Origin of the sequence: Pseudomonas sp. PA-5-4B, assembly GCF_021606215.1 — a bacterium.
Taxonomy (GTDB): Bacteria; Pseudomonadota; Gammaproteobacteria; order Pseudomonadales; family Pseudomonadaceae; genus Aquipseudomonas; species Aquipseudomonas edaphica.
In genome coordinates this window covers 1-17,648 of sequence record NZ_WKDB01000011.1, presented here as the reverse complement: position 1 = coordinate 17,648, position 17,648 = coordinate 1, and the positions used below count along the sequence as shown (strand labels likewise).

At 62.3% G+C, this 17,648-nt stretch carries 20 protein-coding genes; 3 read left to right on the top strand and 17 right to left on the bottom strand.

Going from position 1 to position 17,648, the window contains the following annotated elements; genetic code table 11:
• Positions 1-192: 192 nt before the first annotated feature.
• From GIW28_RS07735 to GIW28_RS07725, 3 genes are all read right to left on the bottom strand, one after another.
• The gene (locus GIW28_RS07735) at positions 193-987 is read right to left on the bottom strand and encodes an HvfC/BufC N-terminal domain-containing protein (RefSeq protein ID WP_017136222.1); all 795 of its coding nucleotides are present in this window, start codon (positions 985-987) and stop codon (positions 193-195) included.
• Positions 977-1,801, bottom strand: coding sequence for an MNIO family bufferin maturase (bufB, locus tag GIW28_RS07730; RefSeq protein ID WP_017136221.1), 825 nt, complete (start codon positions 1,799-1,801; stop codon positions 977-979). The genes GIW28_RS07735 and bufB overlap by 11 nt, the downstream gene beginning before the upstream one ends.
• A 278-nt stretch (positions 1,802-2,079) precedes the next feature.
• Positions 2,080-3,201 (bottom strand): cytochrome P450, encoded by a 1,122-nt coding sequence (locus GIW28_RS07725; RefSeq protein ID WP_236446635.1) that lies wholly within the window; start codon positions 3,199-3,201, stop codon positions 2,080-2,082.
• Positions 3,202-3,275: 74 nt separating this feature from the next.
• On the opposite strand from GIW28_RS07725, the gene GIW28_RS07720 reads away from it, so the two are divergent.
• Positions 3,276-4,007: an ArsR/SmtB family transcription factor gene (locus GIW28_RS07720; RefSeq protein ID WP_138453468.1), complete on the top strand. Its 732-nt coding sequence runs from the start codon at positions 3,276-3,278 to the stop codon at positions 4,005-4,007.
• Positions 4,008-4,124: 117 nt separating this feature from the next.
• Here the strand turns inward: GIW28_RS07720 and phnP are convergent, their stop codons facing one another.
• From phnP to phnC, 13 genes are all read right to left on the bottom strand, one after another.
• Positions 4,125-4,874 (bottom strand): phosphonate metabolism protein PhnP, encoded by a 750-nt coding sequence (gene phnP, locus GIW28_RS07715; RefSeq protein WP_236446637.1) that lies wholly within the window; start codon positions 4,872-4,874, stop codon positions 4,125-4,127.
• Positions 4,865-5,437, bottom strand: coding sequence for a phosphonate metabolism protein/1,5-bisphosphokinase (PRPP-forming) PhnN (gene phnN, locus GIW28_RS07710; protein WP_236446639.1), 573 nt, complete (start codon positions 5,435-5,437; stop codon positions 4,865-4,867). Before phnN ends, phnP begins: the two co-directional genes overlap by 10 nt.
• Positions 5,437-6,582 carry an alpha-D-ribose 1-methylphosphonate 5-triphosphate diphosphatase gene (locus GIW28_RS07705; RefSeq protein ID WP_017136216.1) on the bottom strand — a complete coding sequence of 382 codons (1,146 nt, stop codon included), beginning with the start codon at positions 6,580-6,582 and terminating at the stop codon, positions 5,437-5,439. Before GIW28_RS07705 ends, phnN begins: the two co-directional genes overlap by 1 nt.
• Positions 6,572-7,294, bottom strand: coding sequence for a phosphonate C-P lyase system protein PhnL (gene phnL, locus GIW28_RS07700; RefSeq protein WP_236446641.1), 723 nt, complete (start codon positions 7,292-7,294; stop codon positions 6,572-6,574). The genes GIW28_RS07705 and phnL overlap by 11 nt, the downstream gene beginning before the upstream one ends.
• Positions 7,291-8,100 (bottom strand): phosphonate C-P lyase system protein PhnK, encoded by an 810-nt coding sequence (gene phnK, locus GIW28_RS07695; protein WP_171045849.1) that lies wholly within the window; start codon positions 8,098-8,100, stop codon positions 7,291-7,293. The genes phnL and phnK overlap by 4 nt, the downstream gene beginning before the upstream one ends.
• The gene (locus GIW28_RS07690; protein ID WP_170039002.1) at positions 8,061-8,927 is read right to left on the bottom strand and encodes an alpha-D-ribose 1-methylphosphonate 5-phosphate C-P-lyase PhnJ; all 867 of its coding nucleotides are present in this window, start codon (positions 8,925-8,927) and stop codon (positions 8,061-8,063) included. The genes phnK and GIW28_RS07690 overlap by 40 nt, the downstream gene beginning before the upstream one ends.
• Positions 8,920-9,996 carry a carbon-phosphorus lyase complex subunit PhnI gene (locus tag GIW28_RS07685; protein ID WP_170038999.1) on the bottom strand — a complete coding sequence of 359 codons (1,077 nt, stop codon included), beginning with the start codon at positions 9,994-9,996 and terminating at the stop codon, positions 8,920-8,922. The genes GIW28_RS07690 and GIW28_RS07685 overlap by 8 nt, the downstream gene beginning before the upstream one ends.
• Positions 9,996-10,586, bottom strand: a complete 591-nt coding sequence (phnH, locus tag GIW28_RS07680) for a phosphonate C-P lyase system protein PhnH (protein WP_138451751.1) — start codon at positions 10,584-10,586, stop codon at positions 9,996-9,998. The genes GIW28_RS07685 and phnH overlap by 1 nt, the downstream gene beginning before the upstream one ends.
• Positions 10,586-11,023 carry a phosphonate C-P lyase system protein PhnG gene (phnG, locus tag GIW28_RS07675; protein ID WP_099490085.1) on the bottom strand — a complete coding sequence of 146 codons (438 nt, stop codon included), beginning with the start codon at positions 11,021-11,023 and terminating at the stop codon, positions 10,586-10,588. Before phnG ends, phnH begins: the two co-directional genes overlap by 1 nt.
• Positions 11,024-11,026: 3 nt before the next feature.
• On the bottom strand, positions 11,027-11,731 hold the full coding sequence (gene phnF / locus GIW28_RS07670) for a phosphonate metabolism transcriptional regulator PhnF (protein ID WP_169985717.1): 705 nt from the start codon (positions 11,729-11,731) through the stop codon (positions 11,027-11,029).
• A gap of 36 nt (positions 11,732-11,767) precedes the next feature.
• Positions 11,768-12,550, bottom strand: a complete 783-nt coding sequence (gene phnE / locus GIW28_RS07665; protein ID WP_017136208.1) for a phosphonate ABC transporter, permease protein PhnE — start codon at positions 12,548-12,550, stop codon at positions 11,768-11,770.
• A 143-nt stretch (positions 12,551-12,693) separates the two neighbouring features.
• Positions 12,694-13,695 carry a phosphonate ABC transporter substrate-binding protein gene (gene phnD, locus GIW28_RS07660; protein ID WP_017136207.1) on the bottom strand — a complete coding sequence of 334 codons (1,002 nt, stop codon included), beginning with the start codon at positions 13,693-13,695 and terminating at the stop codon, positions 12,694-12,696.
• 32 nt (positions 13,696-13,727) lie between these two features.
• Complete coding sequence (gene phnC, locus GIW28_RS07655; protein WP_017136206.1) at positions 13,728-14,561, bottom strand: phosphonate ABC transporter ATP-binding protein; 834 nt, start codon at positions 14,559-14,561, stop codon at positions 13,728-13,730.
• A gap of 586 nt (positions 14,562-15,147) precedes the next feature.
• Between phnC and GIW28_RS07650 the strand changes: the two genes are divergently transcribed.
• A complete protein-coding gene (locus tag GIW28_RS07650; RefSeq protein ID WP_099490001.1) occupies positions 15,148-15,423 on the top strand; it encodes a DUF6124 family protein in 276 nt (91 codons plus the stop codon).
• Positions 15,424-15,544: 121 nt separating this feature from the next.
• On the opposite strand, the gene GIW28_RS07645 is transcribed toward GIW28_RS07650, so the two are convergent.
• Entirely contained in the window at positions 15,545-16,447 is a 903-nt protein-coding gene (locus GIW28_RS07645; RefSeq protein ID WP_236448196.1) for a LysR family transcriptional regulator, read from the bottom strand.
• 110 nt (positions 16,448-16,557) lie between these two features.
• Here GIW28_RS07645 and GIW28_RS07640 point away from each other — a divergent pair.
• The coding region (locus GIW28_RS07640) for an MFS transporter (RefSeq protein ID WP_236490389.1) at positions 16,558-17,648 on the top strand (1,091 nt) is incomplete at its 3' end.

The window sequence follows — 17,648 nt, the reverse complement described above, 5'->3', positions numbered from 1 at the left end:
ACTGCTTTTGTTCTATGCGTTATTTTTTATAGCCCATGGCTTAAATATGTCGAATTAATTCAGACCGGCAAATGTTTCAAGATGTTAAAATTGGATCCAATCATCTGAAAGCCCTTGGTTCCCGGCCACGGCTCTGCGCGCCTATCCTGGGAAAGCGGCGTGACACCCAGTGAAACAATGCTGTTCAAAAACCTACGGTATGGCGACCAGCAACCCATCACACAACCAGCGCGTCACCCATGCAGCGCTGTCAATGAACGCGCCGTCATCGCGATTCATTGCATAGTGTTCCTGCGCGGCCAGCAGTGCATCCCCCAAGGTCGCATGCTCCAGCAGACGGGCCAGTGCAGTGAACTCCCAAGCATCAACCTCGCGAACCTCCACGCGCCAGCCACTTCGATACACCAGCGCCGAACAGGCGCCACCGGCCACCTTCGGCACGCTCTGGTCACCCTTGTTATGGGCCGCCCAGATAGCAAAGATCGGCCACCCACTGCTCACCAATGCACAACCCGGAGCCAAAGTGAGTTGCGTACTTTCCAGGGCCTGGGCACCTATCGCCGCCATTGCCCGAGCATCCAATGCATTGACGTCACTGGCTGTGCAGGCGCAATGAACTGCCCACTCCAAGGCTGCCACGTCGGCGAAATACGGATACGCTGCCACGGGCACATAAGTACCCAGAAACTCCGCGAGGTGCTCACCGAACCGCCCCAGATCAGGGTGATGCGAGGGATACCGTTGACCATAGGAAAAAGCCAGGGTGCGAAAGAATTCATCGCCCACCAATGCCTTGATCACCGGATGAGTGAGTGCCAACGATTGCTCCTGATGCTGCCACAGGCCACTGCGGTAGCGAGCGAAGCGTCGTTCACTACCCGATACACCGGCCAGCAGCCAGCTCTGCGGTAAGCGGGGTGATGGAGCCGGGTCCTCCAGAGCGCGGGAAAATTCGAGCTGTAACACCGCCAGTTCTTCAAGTGTCATGCAACACCTCTTCGGCAATCGCCCTGGCGATCCGTACTTGATCAAGCAACTCGCCCAGCGGCGGCAGGTGAGTGTCCCATTCGACCAGCACCGGCACCGGCCCAAACTGACGCAAAGCCGTGCGATACAACGACCAGACCGGCTCCGCCACAGCACTGCCATGGTCATCGATCAACAGCCCCTCAGCGTGGCTATGGCCGGCCAGGTGCAATTCGCCAACGCTGGTCGAATCCAGCCTGCGCATCGCCTCGAGCGCAGGTTCACCGTGGTTGCACTGGTTCACGTAAAGGTTGTTCAGATCAAGTAACACAGCACTCCCCGTGCGTGCGACCACTTCAGCGAGAAATTGGGTTTCTCCCAGCGTGTCGCCCTTGAACCGCAAGCTGGTGGACACGTTTTCGAGCATGAGCGGCCGGCCCAGAGCGTTTTGAACCTGATCGACCCGATCACAGACCAGGTTCAGTGACGCCTCCACCAAGGGCAATGGCAACAAATCATTCAAGCAGCGCCCTTCCACAGCCCCCCAGCTCAAATGCTCCGAAATCAGAAAGGGGTTGATCAGCTCGGCCAAGGCCCGAATTCGCTCGACATGTGCGTTGCTAAAGCCATGGACTGAGCCGATACCCAAACCGACGCCATGCAGGCTGATCGGGTAGCGCTGTGCCAACTGACGGAGGATATGCAGGTCTTTCCCTCCGGGGCCCAGGTAGTTCTCCGTATGAACCTCCAGCCAATCGACCGCAGGGTGATGGTTCATGAAATCTTGATAGTGGGGGGCTCTGAGGCCAACACCAATCCGTGGTAACGGGCTCACTGGATAATTCACTCGCGTAATGGTCCGCCCAGGATCATAGCGCAGCAGGGGCGCTGAGCCCGGCGTTTTTACCGAACGTTATCGTGCAGCAATGGGTGTCTCAGGACCTGTATAGCCGGGCGCCGGAATTGACCGGTTAACAACGCACCCACTTCTCCAACGCCGCATCCGCCAGAATATTCTCGCCCTCATCGAGCGCGCTACCGCCGAGCTGATCGCTTCCGGCAGGTCGAATGGCGAGTACCAAGGCTCAAGCGTTTGTGGAATAGGGAGAAGGGTTACTGGCTTAGCGCCGCAGCGCTGAACCTGGGGATACGGCCGTTAAGCGAGGGCCAGTAGCTGAACCGGCCAGCGTCCGCCAGCAAGGCAGGCTGATGACGCAACAAACCCAACAGCGCTTGCGCGGCGATCGTCAACGCCATCTGTTGGCCTGGGCACTGATGGCGCCCGATACCAAAGCTGAACAGACGCCGTTGCGTGCGCGCCAGCACAAAACTGTCGGGATCGAGGTTGGCCTCAGCGTCCCGATTGGCCGATGCCAGCAGGACTAAAACACTCTCTCCCGCCGCCAACACCCGGTTGCCGATGGTGCAGCGCGCCGCCACGAATCGCCGTGTGTTTTGCACCGGTGAATCGTAACGCGCCACCTCCTCCACCAGCGCCGTGGCGAGGGCTGGCGTGCGCATAATCTGCGCAACCCGCTCAGGGTGCCGCGCGAGCATCACCAGTGAGTTGCCGATCAACCCGGCGCTGGCTTCGCAGGTCTGCGACAACAGGCCGATCAAATTGGCCGTCAATACCTGCGCACTTTCCCAGTTGCCAGTGCGGATATGAGCCAGCAGCGCTGTTTCTTCCAACACCGCACAAAACATCTGCTGCAACTGCGACGCGCCGGCCTGCGCATTGCACAACTGCGCTTCACTGCTCAGCGGTGAAAGGCCGGCGACAAACGCCCGCGTTAGCCCGGCGACACACGCCAGCTGTGGCGCCGGGCATCCCAGCAGCGACGCGACCACCGAGACGGGCAAGGTAAACATCAGCGCATCCAGGGTCTGCACGCTGCCGATCAACCGAGCGACCCGTTCAGCAATGGCCGACGCCTCCACCGCCGCCAACGCCGGTTCAATCGCCGCCCGCGGGCATCGATGCGCCGGGCCTTCGTTCATGCGCATCAACCGCGCAAAAACCTGTCCTGCCGCGCCCTGTGCAAGCGCCTTGGGCACCGGCTCATGCAACGGGCGTACGCGACAATCCGGGTGTGTCAGCACCGCCTCCACCGTCTTGGCGCGGCTGGCGACCCACAGCCCCAACTCGGCATCGAACAGCAGTTCTTCATGGCGACGCAGGCTTGCGTAATACGGATAGGGATCAACATGGGTAGCGGCTTGCAGCGGTGTCATCCGGGACGTCCTGTGCTTAAAGAAGCGTTACTATCGGCCCTCCCACGCGGCAATGATTCGTTCAGGAACGAAATATGAACGCCTTTGATGATGACGCGGCACTCTCACAAATCGCCGGTGCGATAGCAGAGCCTGCGCGCACAAAAATGCTCTGCGCGCTGATGGATGGCCATGCGCGCACCAGTACCGAGATGGCCGTGATTGCCGGCGTCAGCACCTCGACGGCCAGCGCCCACTTGGCCAGGCTCAAGGACGATGGCCTGCTCAAGCTGCACACCCAGGGCCGACACCGCTACTACAGCCTCGCCGGCGCACACGTGGCCCAGGCCATCGAAGGGTTGATGGTGATCAGCCGCAACACCGCCCAGGCATTTGTCCCCAGCACGCCCAACCGCCTGCAGCTCGCACGCACCTGCTACGACCACATGGCCGGCACGCTGGCGGTGCACCTGCACGACCATTTCATTGCCTCTGGTTGGCTGGTTGGCGACGGCACCTATGCACTGACGGCCCCCGGCGAAACCGCAATGATCGCGTTGGGGCTGGATATGCCTGCGTTGCGCGCGCAACGTCGGCGTTTCGCCTGTGCCTGCCTGGACTGGAGCATGCGCCGCCCGCATTTGGCCGGGGCATTAGGCGCAGGTTTTTTGCAATGCGTGATCCATCGCGGGTGGGTGACTCAGGATCTGGACAGCCGCGCGCTGGGGGTCACCGCCAAGGGGCGCAAGGCGTTTGCAGCGCGCTTTGGAGTCGAGTGGTTGAAGCAAGAGCCAGATCAAGTGCAAAGCAAAAGCCTATCTACCTGATGCAACACAGTCTAAATGTGGGAGCTGGCTTGCCTGCGATGCAGGCACCTCTGCACATCAGGCACACCGAGTTGATGCCATCGCAGGCAAGCCAGCTCCCACAGGGTTATGCGGTGTTCAAATAATCCGGCCATCCCAGGCCACCGTCACATGCCGTGGCAACTCGCGTCGGTGTTCCAGCAACCAGGCATCCAAGGTGTGCCCTACATGGGTCAGCACGCCCAATTTCGCACCCGTCTCCTCAATGCCCTGCAACGCCAACGTCAGGTCATTGTGGTTACGCGGCGCTTGCGGCTGCGGCGGCATGGAGCAGTCGAGCACCAACACGTCCAACGGCTGCCGTTGCAACCAGGCCAACGTGGCCGGCGGCAAACCCACCGTGTCGGTGAGGTAGGCGATGCGCCGCCCCTCGCCTTCCAGCAGATAACCCAAGGTCGGTTTTGAATGTTGCAACGGCAATGCAGTGACGCTCAGCTCACCAAACTGCCGTGTTTCAAACTCGGCAAACGGCTGGCTGAAATCGAGGATGCCTGGATGTTTGTAGAGGTCGGACAAACCCTCCGAGTCGGCGGGGCCGTGTACCGGAATGATCAAGCCCTGGCCCCAGCGCAGGTGCAACAAACCCTGCGCATGATCGGCGTGATAGTGCGTCTGCAAAATCCCGTTGAAGCTGCGTGGCGGGAAGCGTTCACAGAGGTCGGGCAAGCCGCTGTCGATCAACCAGCGCTGCTCGCCGCACTCGATCAACGCGCTGCACGGGCGGCGGCGCAGGCTGGCGTCACTGCGCGCCAGACCGCACGCCGCGCACTCGCAGCCATACACCGGAACCTGCCGCGCGTCACCGGTGCCCAGTAAAGTCAGGCGCATGCCGTGTGCCCGTGATCGAGGCAGCAGAGCAAGCGCTCGACGGTGTTTTCCAGCGGACCGGAATTGTCGAGTACAAACAATCCGCGGCCATTGCCCGCGATCAAATCAGCAGTAAACCGCGCATTGCGCGCCAGGCGTTGCTCGATATCGGCCTGGGACTCGCGCCCGCGTGCCATCAGGCGCTGGCGCAATACGGCCTGATCCACCGTCAACAGCAATACCAGCAAGCTCGGATAGCGCTCGCGGGTTTGTGCCAGGTGCGCACGCGAACCATTGACCAGCACATCGTCCCCCGCCGCCAGCCATTCGTCGATGGCCTTGGGAATGCCATACCACAAGCCATTGGCCTGCCAACTGAGGGCAAACGCGCCCTCGGCCTGCATCGCGGCGAACTGCTCCGGGCTCACCCCTTGTGCGGCCTCGCCCACCGCTTCCGGCGAGCGGGTGATCACCCGGCGCACAATGCGGCAGCCGCGCTCGGCCAAGCGCGGGCGTGCGGCATCCAGCAGGCTGTCCTTGCCCGAACCGGATGGCCCGATGAGATAGATCAACCTGCCTGCCATCAAAACACCCTCTTCGCTTGTCGCCAGACTTGTTGCACTACAGGAAGCCCCTCGCAGCGGCGGGCTTGCACCAAATCCGCTCGCAGGCCAATGGCAATTTCACCGCGATCATTGAGGCCCGCCGCTTGTGCAGGCGCCAGGCTGATCATCTTGACGGCCCGCGACAGGTCGCCGCCATCCTGTTGATCGGCCAGCACAAAGGCCGCCTGCAACAGGCTGGCCGGGTAGTAATCACTGGAAAGTATATCCAGCAATCCCTCGGCAGCCAGGCCGGCGGCGGCCACATTACCCGAGTGCGACCCTCCGCGCACCACGTTCGGCGCGCCCATCAGCACTTTCATGTTCAGCGCCTGGCAGCCCTTGGCCGCCTCAAGTGTGGTGGGGAATTCAGCAATGGTCATGCCATAGCCCGCCGACTCCTCCACATGCGCCAGCGTCGCGTCGTCATGGCTGGCCACCGACAGGCCGCGTTCCAGGCAATGCGCAACAATGGCGGCGCGATAGCGGTCGCTGTATTGCTTGGAATTGGCCATTTGCAGCACGATAAACGCGTCCATGGTTTCGTCGTTGAGGTGGTACTTGCCCATGTAGTACTCACGGTACTTGGATTCGAGCACGAACTGTCGCTGGCCCGGCGAATGGTCCATCACCGACACCAGGCGCACCAGCGGGTTTTCCACCAGGTCGCGGAACACGCTGAGGGTGTCCGGGTGGCACAGCTCGCAGCGCAGGTGCAGGTGGTGTTCGGCGCGGGTCAGGCCGGCGTCTTCAGCCTGGGCGATCGCGTCGAGCATCGCCGGCAGCTTTTTCATGCGGTTGCCCTTGGGGTTCACATCGCCGATGGACACCGCGTCGAACACTGTAGTGATCCCCGCCGCGATGATTTGCGCATCATGGCTGAGCACCGCCGAGATCGACGGCCAATCCACGCCTGGGCGCGGGGTCATGTGTTTTTCCAGGTTGTCGGTGTGCAGCTCCACCAGGCCCGGCAGCAGGCAATCGCCGCCCAGGTCCTGGGCCTGGGGCAACTGGCTGCGGCCTTCGGCGAGGTCGACAATCTTGCCGTCGCGCAGCACCACCGTGCCCTGGAACATGCGCTCCGCCGTGACGACCTGGGCATGGGTGAGGATCTGTTCAGCGGGCATGGGCGTATTCCTCTTGGGCGACGGGCGATGGGGTCATGTCGAAATGGCGGTCGGCGACCGCTTCACAGGCGGCGCGGTCGTGGAAGATGCCGATCAGCGCCGCGCCGGCGGCCTTGGCTTCGTTCATCAGTTCCAGCACCACCTGGCGGTTGTTGTCGTCCAGGGACGCGGTAGGTTCGTCCAGCAACATCACCGGCCAGGCGACCATGAAGCCACGTGCGATGTTGACGCGCTGTTGCTCACCACCGGAGAACGTGCCGGGCGCCAGTTGCCACAAGCGCTGCGGGATGTTCAGGCGCGTAAGCAACTGTTCGGCGCGGGCTTGCGCATCGGCCTTGGCCCAGCCACGCGCCAGGGCCGGCTCCATCACCACGTCCAGGCAGGCCACGCGGGGGATGACGCGCAGAAACTGGCTGACGTAACCGAGGGTCTGCTGACGCACCTGAAGAATGTCACGCGGCTCGGCGCCGACCAGCTCCAGCCACTCACCGGCATGCTGCACACGAATACTGCCGCCCGCCGGCAGGTAGTTGCCGTACAGGGTGCGCAGCAAGGTGCTTTTACCCGCGCCGGACTGGCCATGCAGCACCAGGCACTCACCGCCCTGCACACTGAACGCCACACCGCGCAACACGTTAAGCACCACGCCGTGTTGCTGATGCAGGGTGAAGGTTTTCGAGAGGTCACGGACCTCGATCAAGGCATTTGTCATGGCTGCAATACCGAAGACACCAGCAGTTGAGAGTAAGGGTGCTGTGGATCATCGAGGATCTGGTCAGTGAGCCCGGTTTCCACCACATGGGAGCGGCGCATCACCATCAGGCGGTCGGCGAGCAAACGCGCAACGGCCAGGTCGTGGGTGACGATCACCACCGCCAGATCCAGCTCACGTACCAGGCCGCGCAACAGGTCGAGCAGGCGCGCTTGCACCGACACATCCAGGCCGCCGGTGGGTTCGTCCATGAATACCAGGCGCGGGCTGGAGACGAGGTTGCGGGCGATTTGCAGGCGCTGCTGCATGCCGCCCGAGAAGGTGCGCGGCAAATCGTCGATGCGCTGCGGGTCGATTTCCACCTGGCCGAGCCAATCCAGACCGGCGCCGCGCAGTTGCGCATAGTTGCGCACGCCTTGGGCCATCAGGCGTTCGCCGATGTTGGCACCGGCCGACACGCCCATGCGCAGGCCGTCCCGTGGGTTCTGCTCGACAAAGCCCCACTCGGTGCGCAGCAAGGTGCGGCGCTCGGCTTCACTGGCGCTGTACAAATCCAGCCATTCGCCGTCCTTGCTGCGGTAGCCGATGCTGCCCGCTTGCGGCGGCAAACGCCCGCTCAGCAGCGAGAGCAAGGTGGATTTACCTGAGCCGGATTCGCCGACAATTCCCAGCACTTCGCCAGGGTAAAGATCAAAGCTCACGCCCTGGCAACCCTTCTCCGGGCCGTACAGCAACGACAGGTCACGTACTTGAAGCAAAGGCTGGCTCACTGGTTGTTCTCCTTGACCCGTTGGGCGCAATACCAGGTGTCGGAACACACAAAACTCTGGGTTCCCGCGTCGTCGAGAATCAGCTCGTCGAGGAAGGAATCGTGGCTGCCGCAGATGGCGCAGTTGTGTTCCCACTGCTGCACTTCGAACGGATGGTCTTCGAAGTCCAGGCTGGTGACCTGGGTGTACGGCGGCACCGCGTACAGGCGCTTTTCGCGACCGGCGCCGAACAGCATCAGCGCCGGGCTCATGTCGAGTTTGGGGTTGTCGAATTTGGGGATCGGCGACGGGTCCATCACGTAGCGCTCATCGACCATCACCGGGTAGGCGTAGCTGGTGGCGATATGGCCGAAGGTGGCGATGTCTTCGTAGAGTTTGACGTGCATCACCCCGTAGTCATTGAGGGCGTGCATGGTGCGGGTCTCGGTTTCCGAGGGTTCGATAAAGCGCAGCGGCTCGGGGATCGGCACCTGGTAAACCATGATCTGACCGGCCTGCAGCGCCGTTTCCGGGATGCGGTGGCGGGTCTGGATCACGCTGGCGTCGGGCGTCGCTTCGGTGGTGGCAACCCCCGCCGTGCGGGCGAAAAAGCGCCGGATCGACACGGCATTGGTGGTGTCGTCGGCGCCCTGGTCGATCACCTTGAGCACGTCATCATCACCGAGGATCGCGGCGGTCAATTGCATGCCGCCGGTGCCCCAGCCGTAAGGCAACGGCATTTCGCGGCCGCCAAACGGCACTTGGTAACCGGGAATCGCCACGGCCTTGAGCAAGGCGCGGCGGATCATGCGTTTGGTCTGTTCGTCGAGGTAGGCGAAGTTGTACGCCGGGTCGCGCACAGCCGGTTGGGTCAAGTCATTCATGGCGGTTGCCCTCGGCCGGTTGGCGCAGTTTGCGGATCAGTTCCAGCTCGGACTGGAAGTCCACGTAGTGAGGCAATTTGAGGTGCGAAACAAACCCCGCCGCCTCGACGTTGTCGCAATGGGCCAGCACAAACTCTTCGCGCTGGGCCGGTGAAACGACTTCTTCGTTGTATTCCCCGGCGCGCAGCGAGCGGTCGACCAGCGCCATGCCCATGGCCTTGCGCTCGGCATGCCCGAACGCCAGGCCGTAACCACGGGTAAACTGCGCAAGCTCGGTGGCCGAGCCGACGAATTGGTTGACCATCTCGCACTCGGTGACTTCGATGCTGCCCAGGCAGATGGGAAAGCCCAACTCTTCGGGGTCGATCCACACCTCGACGTCGCCGATGCGAATCTCACCGGCAAACGGGTGGTTGCGGCCGTAACCGCGTTGGGTCGAGTAGCCCAGCGCGAGCAGGAAACCCTCGTCGCCACGGGCCAGGGCTTGCAGGCGCTCGGCGCGGCTGGCCGGGTATTCCAGCGGGTCGCGGGTAATGTCGGCGACGCTGGCGTTGTCGTCGGCTTCGTTTTTGATCAAGCCTTCTTTGGCGAGCAAACCGAGTACCCGAGGGCAGGCGTCAATTTGCGCATCCTTCGTGGTCTGCGGGCCTGGGTATTGACCTTCGGCCAGCAGCGAAAAATCCAGCAGGCGGTGGGTGTAGTCGAAGGTCGGGCCGAGCAGTTGGCCGCCGGGCACGTCCTTGAACGTGGCCGACAAACGTCGGCTCAAGCACATCTGCGACGTATCAATCGGCAGACTCGGGCTGAAGCGCGGCAGCGTGGTGCGGTAGGCGCGCAGCAGGAAGATCGCCTCGACCAAATCCCCTGCTGACTGCTTGATCGCCAGCGCAGCCAGCTCTTCGTCGAACAACGAGCCTTCGGTCATCACCCGCGCCACCGCCAGCGGCAATTGCTCGCGGATCTGCGTCACGCTCAATTCAGGAATGGCCGTATCGCCCCGACGTTTTTTTGCCAGCAGGCGGTGGGCATTGTCGATGGCCTGTTCGCCACCTTTGACGGCTACGTACATCAGGCGTGCTCCTGTGCAATACGGCTGCTGCGCGGCAGGCCGATCAGGTGGTGGCCGGCGGTGAACACCAGGTCCAGGCCACGCGGGAAAGCTTCACGGCGTTGGCGCTCTTGCCAGAAGGCTTGCGGCACCGGCAGGTTGACCAGGCGCTGGGTTTTGATCCCTGGGCCGCGCCAGTGCAGGCCGCGACCGGATTCCAGGTCGGTAAGCTGCACGAGCAAGGTGCAGGACTGATCCGGGTAACGGTCGTTGCCGTGGTCGAAGCCGCCGAGGTCGAGCAGGTCTTGCTCGCCGAGCAGCGCGAACACCGCGTCTTCGCGTTTATCGGTGAGCGGGCAACCGCAGTGGAAGGCCAGGTTGGCGCGGATCAGCGGCGTGTCGAAGCTCGGCGCCAGCCACAGCGGCGTGTCCATATCCAGCAGGGCCAGGCACAGCGCGTAAGTAGCCGGCGCCAGGCCGTCGAGGCGTGGCGCGGACGGCAGATGCTGGATCAAACCGGGTTCGGCCAGCGCCTTGAGGGCCGCACGAAAACCGCGTTGGGCATCCAGCACCGGCTCGACAAACGCCGGTTGCAACAGGTGAGCGTTCATCAGTTTTCTCCTCGCACCAGGGTGAAGAACTCGACCTTGGTGGCAGCGGTGTCAGCTTCTTTTTCGGCGCGGCGTTTGGCTTGGGCAGTGGCCAGGGAGGTGATCAAGTCGCTGAGCCACAGGCTCGGTTGCGTGCCTTGCAGATGGGCGTCCGCCAACGCGGCCAACTCGGCATGCAGCTTGTCGCGCCCGGCCAGGTAGCTGTAGCCGGTGCGGCCGTCGGCCAGGCGCACCACGCAGCGGGTCACGCTCATTTCGCCGACGTTGAAGGCCGCGCCGTCACCGCCCATGCGCCCGCGCACCAGGGTCATGCCGATTTCCGGGGCGCGGATCAGTTGGTATTCGGCGTCCTTCAAGGCGGCCTCAAAGGGTTGCAGTTCATTGAGCTGGGCGCGGGCTAATACGCCGATCCAATGTTGTCGCGGGGACACACTCATCATTCAAGTCACCACTTGGTACTGGAAGCGATCCGAACGGCTGGTGGACTGCGCCAGCTCCACCGGGCGGCCATCGCGATCGCAGGAAAGGGTAAACACCGTAAGAGCCGGCAAGTGCCGAGGCATCATCAGCAGCGCGGCTTCATCACGGTTGGGCAAACGCGCACCGATCAGGCTTTGGGTGCGGGTCAGCGGCAGCGCTCGTTCACGCAGGTACTGACGCAGGGAGCCGCCGTTGTAATCAGCCAGCAACGGCGCACGGCTGGCGCAGTAGCGATGACGGATCAGGCTGACGGGCTGGTGATCAAGCTTGCGCAGGGTTTGCAGCTCGATCATCGGGGCCATCTCGGCGATGCCCAAATGCTCGGCTTCGTCGCGGCTGGCGTAGCAATAGCGGCGCTTGAGCAACACCGCCTGCACGCCGACGCCCTGGGCCGACAGCGATTGGCTGTAGGAGGTCTCGGCGCCCATCGAGTAAATCAGCGGGCGGTCGAGCACCTGGGTGCCCTTGCCCTGACGGCGCAGCAGGCTGCCTTCGAACACCAACTCGTCGATGGCGCGGCGCAAGGTGTGGCGGTTGACGCCAAAGCGCTCGGCCATGTGCACCTCGCCGGGCAGGAAGTCACCGGCCTGGTAGCTGCTCAATTCACGGCGCAGGATATCCGCGAGTTCGCGGTACACCGGCTCATCTTGTCTAGACAACTGCATGCTTAAAAAAAGCGCCGCGCGGGCACCCCTCAGGCGTCAGATGAACTGCTTGCGCAGGCGTTGGGACAGCACGTCGATACAGCTCACCACCACGATGATCACCAGCAGCACCGCGCAGGTTTGTACGAACTGGAAAGCGCGAATGTTTTCCCAGAGGATCACGCCGATCCCGCCGGCGCCGACCATGCCCACTACGGTTGCCGAACGCACATTGGCTTCGAAGCGGTACAGCGCGTAGCTCACCCACAGCGGCATGACCTGCGGGATCACGCCGTAGATCACCTCCTGCAAAGCACTCGCGCCGGTGGCTCGCACGCCTTCTACCGGGCCGGGGTCGATGGCCTCGACGGCTTCGGCAAACAGCTTGGCGAGCACGCCGGTGGTGCTGATCCACAAGGCCAATACACCGGCAAACGGACCGAGGCCGACGGCGACCACGAACAACATCGCGAAGACCATTTCATTGATGGAGCGGAAGGCATCCATCACGCGGCGCAGCGGTTGGTGGACCCACCACGGGGTGATGTTGTCGGCGCACAAGATGCCCAGCGGCACCGAGCAGACGATGGCCAGCACCGTGCCCCACAGGGCGATTTGTACGGTGACGATCATCTCCTTGAGGTAGGAGCGCCATTCGTGAAAGTCCGGCGGGAAGAAGTCGGCGGCGAAGGTCGCCATGTTTCCGGAATCGCGGTACAGCGCCAGCGGGTTCATCTCGGCGCCGTGCCAGGCCCAGGCCAGCAGGACCAGGAACAGGCCCCAGCCGAGGTATTGCGGCCAGGTTCTTTTACCCACCGCTTCAGCATGTAAAGTCGTCATGGTTGTCCTCGATCAAAATGTGGGAGCTGGCTTGTCGGATCGCCGCACCGCTGCGATAGCGGTCTGTCAGTTACAAATTTGTTGGCTGATACACCGCAATCGCGGGCAAGCCCGCTCCCACATGAATCCGGTTCCTACTGGGGTTAGCCGTTTGCTGCGGTCTTCTTGTCCAGCTCGGAGATGCGCTGTTGCAGCTTGGCCAGGTCAGCATCGATGTCGGCGAGCTTCTTGGCCTTGTCGGCTGCCTCAAGCTTGTTGTCGGCACTGATGGTGGTGCGCTGCTTGAACAGCTCCAGCTGGCGGATCGGCAAGAGCTGGTCGTCGTTGGAGGCGAGGAACTTGCCCAACTGCATGTTCTTCAACACCGCCTTCTCTTCATCGGTGTCGCCGTAGTGGGCGAAGAAATCACGGATCTTGGTTTTCTCGCTGTCCGTCAGCGCCTTGCTCCACACCATCGGGTCGGCCGGAATCAGCGGCGATTTCCAGATCACCTTGAGCATTGCGGCTTTGTCCGGCTGGGTGACTTCCAGGCGGTCCCAGCTTTCGGTGTTGAAGGTGGCCACGTCCAACTGCCCCTTGGCCACGCTGAGTGCGTTGACTTCATGGCTGGAGTTGAGCGTGCGTTTGAACGCGGTGGCGGCATCCACATGGTTCTTGGCGAACACGTAGTAGCCCGGCACCAGGTAGCCCGAGGTGGAGTTCGGGTCACCGTTGCCGAAGGTCAGGTTCTTGGCGTTCTTGAGCATGTCGTCGACGTTGTTGATCGGGCTGTCCTTGCGCACGATCAGCACGCTCCAGTAACCGGCGGCGCCGTTGGCGGCGGCGGTCTGGGCGAAGATCTCGCCGTTGGAACGGTCCACGGCTTCCATCGCCGCCTTGTTGCCCAGCCAGGCCACGTCGACCTTGTTAAAGCGCATGCCCTGGATCAAACCGGCGTAGTCGGAGGCGAAGGTGGCGTTGATGGTCAGGCCTGTTTTCTTGTGCATGTCATCCAAAAACGGCTGCCAGATGCTCTTGAGGTTCTGCGAAGACTCGGTGGACATGATGCCGAAGTTGATGGCTTTGTCGGCAGCCTGGGCATTGCCCATGGCGGCGCCGGCCAGCAACACCGCAGACAGAAACACTTGGCCGATACGGTTCAACATGGACGGGATTCCTGTGGGTCGTGAGTAGGGTTTCAAGCGCGCGCCATGGCCAGCCGAGGCGTGGCGACGGCTGTGCGGGTGTGGTCGGAAAACATCAGGCTGGTGTCGACGTCGGCACCGTACAAATCGTTGAGGAACTGGCTGCTCATGGCGCTGCCCTGCCCGTCGAAATGAATCCGGCCGCCTTTAAGGGCCACGGCACGCGGGCAATAACGCATGGCGTAATCGACTTGATGCAGGGTCACCACCACGGTCTTGCCGTCGCGGCGGTTGATGTCGGCGAGGATCTCCATGACCTTGCGCGCCGACTCCGGGTCCAGCGAGGCAATAGGCTCATCGGCGAGGATCACTTCGGCGCGCTGGGTCAATGCACGGGCAATCGCCACGCGCTGCTGCTGGCCGCCGGACAAGGTCGAAGCACGCTGCCCGGCCAAATCGGCCAAACCCACACGGGCGAGGGATTCGAGGGCAAAGGCTTTTTCCTCGGCATTGAACAAACCGAGGTTGCCGCGCCAGCGTGGCATGCGGCCCAGGCAGCCGAGCAATACGTTGTCGAGCACGCTCAGGCGGTTGACAAGGTTGAACTGCTGGAAGATGTAGCCGATGTCTGCGCGCAACCGCCGCACCTTGCCATTCAAGCGCCCACTGGCCTGCACCTCCCGGCCCAACACCTTGACGCTGCCACCGTTGCTCTTGTCGCAACAGGCCAGGCCCGCCAAATGGCGCAACAATGTGGACTTGCCGGAACCGGAAGCGCCAATCAGCGCGACCATCTCACCTGCGGCAATGGTGAGTTCGAGGTCGACCAATGCGGACTTCTTCGCAAAGGTCTTGTTCAAGTGATCGACATGGATAGCGTGAGTCATGGGCTTCTCTGTCTGGTTTGAACAGCCACACAAGGGCTGCGGTTGAGTTCAAACGACAGTAGGCGCGGGAGGTGTCAGTGCTATTACTTGCACATGACTGGCGGGGGGCGGTTTGATGAAGGTTTTGTGAAAGGTTGCAAAGCCACCGCAATCCCCTGTGGCGAGGGAGCTTGCTCCCGCTGGGCTGCGAAGCGGCCCCAAAAAACGACGGACGCGGTGTGTCAGGTGGATCGAAGGTGGCTGGGTTGGGACTGCTGCGCAGTCCAGCGGGAGCAAGCTCCCTCGCCACAGGGTGGGTGGTCAGTTGTGGGACCTGCCCTACACATCTTTCAGGTTGCGTCCGAGCAACCTCGCCGCTAACCTTCGCGGGTCGCTGCAAAATCAGCGAACGGGTGTGGTAGCCCGGTTCTTTCATAGATCCCCAAAACGCTTACGGGCGTTTTTTTGTGCGGGCTGCTTTGTGGCGGCTGTGCACGGGAGGCTTCGGCCTGCCGGGTTTCTATGACCGGTCTACCACCCCGTGTACAGTCGCCTCCTTACATCGTGTGGTAGCGAGATGGAGGTGCTCATTCATAGGAGCTTCACCATGAAAAAAGTCACGCCTAACCCTCCGCCATCCGCCTCGGATGACACCCCACAAACCCCACCCAACCTCATCTTCACCGTCCGCCCCGGCCTCAGTACCGAAGTTGCCTTGAGCAATGCCAGCGAGATGCTGGAATCGGCGACGGTGTGTGCCTACGACTGTGCCGAGCACTTGGATGGATCAAGCCGCAAGCAGGTGCTGGCAGTGGTGCAGATGGTTGAGATTGCGCAATTGTTGGTGGATCAAGCGCTGAATCGGGAGTGTCCCGTGGCCTGATGGCTGAGGCGATCTAGTGTGGGAGCTGGCTTGCCTGTGATAGCGGTGTGTCAGCTACCCATCTGCCAACTGACCCAACGGTATCGCAGGCAAGCCAGCTCCCACATTGGTTGTGCGTACATCAGGGGATATTTGCGTCACGCACGCGCAGTCGCGGGGTGACGAAATCCAGGAAGGCGCGCACCTTCAGCGGCAATGGCGCCTGCCCTTTGTGCACCAAGCTGATCGGCAACGTCGCTGATTCGTAGGGCTGCAGCACCACCTGTAAATCACCCTTTTGCACTGCGTCCGCCACTTGATACGACAGCACCCGAATCACGCCAACATCCAGCGTTGCCGCCGTAATCGCCGCTTCCGCGGTGTTCACCGACAGCCGCGAATGCACGGGCACGCTCTGTTGCGCTTTACCCGCCCCAAACACCCAGGCGCCCACCGAGGACAGCACTTCAAAGGTGATGCAACTGTGGTCCGCCAGCGCCTGCGGCGTGGTCGGTTCGCCATGGGTTTGCAGATAGTGGGGACTGGCACACACCACCCGCCGCACCGTGCCGACTTGCAGCGCCTTGAGCGAACTGTCCGGCAAGTCACCAATACGCACGGCCACATCGCACTGTTCTTCCATCAGGTGTACTACGCGGTCGGTGAGCATCAGGTTGACGCTGATCTCGGGGTATTGCGCCAGAAACTCCGCCACCACCGGCACGATATGCAGGCGCCCGAACACAATGGGCGCGGTCACCGTGAGCTCGCCTTTGGGCACGGCATATTCGCCGGTGGCGGCCCGTTCGGCTTCGCCGATCTCTTCGAGAATCCGCCGGCACGCCGCCAGATAGGAAGCGCCCACGTCCGTCAGCGACAACTGCCGCGTGGTGCGGTGCAGTAGCCGGGATTTCAGGTGAGCTTCCAGTTCCGCGACTTTACGGCTGACGGTGGCCAGCGGTATGCCCAACTGGCGCGCAGCCGCCGACAGGCTGCCCGCCTCCACCACCGCAACAAACACCGACATCGATTCAAGACGGTTCATAACGCCCTATCAATTTTTGGAAGGATGATTCCCGATCCTAGGGGATTATCGACATAAACGCGACTGCGTAAGGTTGGCGACTCATCCCCCAGCGACATGAGGCAAACGCCATGACATCCGAGAATGCACCGCCGCGAGGCAAGATCATCATGATGGCGGTGATCGCCGGCGCGGTGGTCACCAACATTTACTGCACCCAGCCGGTGCTGCCGTTGATCGCCTCGGACATGGGCGTCGCAGTGTCGACGGTCAACCTGGTGGCAGGCGCGGCCTTGCTGGGGTTTGCCACCGGGTTGGCGTTTTTATTGCCCATGGGCGACCGCTTTGACCGGCGCAAGCTGGTACTCGGGCAGATTGCGCTGGCGTTCTGCTTTGCCTTGGCGGCGGCTTTTGCGCCGAGTATCTGGGCGTTGATCGGCGCCTCGTTCGGGCTGGGCGTGGTGTGTTGCGTTCCGCAGCAACTGGTGCCCTTTGCGGCAGTGATGTCGCAGCCCCACGAACGCGGGCGCAATGTGGGCACGGTGGTCAGCGGGATCATGTTGGGGATTTTGCTCGGCCGCACCATCAGTGGTGTGGTCGGTGAGGCGTATGGCTGGCGGGCGGTGTACGCCATGGAGGCGGCGTTCATGATCCCGGTGTGGTTTATCGCGGCGAGGCTACTGCCGCCGGGCGTGCCGAGTACGAACCTGTCCTACCCTCGCCTGCTGGCTTCACTGTGGCCGTTGATGCGCGATAACAGCCCGATTCGGCAATCAATGTTGGTGCAGGCGTTGTTGTGGGCATGCTTCAACGCGTTTTGGGTGAATTTGGCCGGGTTGCTCGCCAATGGGCCGTGGCAGCTGGGCAGTGCCTGGGCCGGTGGTTTCGGAATTATCGGCGCGGTGGGTGCGTTCGCAGCGTCGTATGGCGGCCGGGCGGCAGACAAACTGGGTTGTCGCAAGGTGATCGGGGCCAGCGTGGGGATTGTGACCTTGGCGTTTTTGCTGCTGGCAGGGGCGCAGACCTCGCTGATCTTGCTGGTGCTGGGCGTGATCGTGCTGGATATCGGTGTGCAGGCCGGGTTGGTGGCCAATCAGACGCGGGCGTTTGCGGTGGACCCCAAGGCGCAGGGGCGGATTAACAGTTTGTATATGACCGCGACGTTTGTGGGTGGAGCGGTTGGGGCGACGGTGAGTGGGTGGTTGATGGCGCAGTTTGGTTG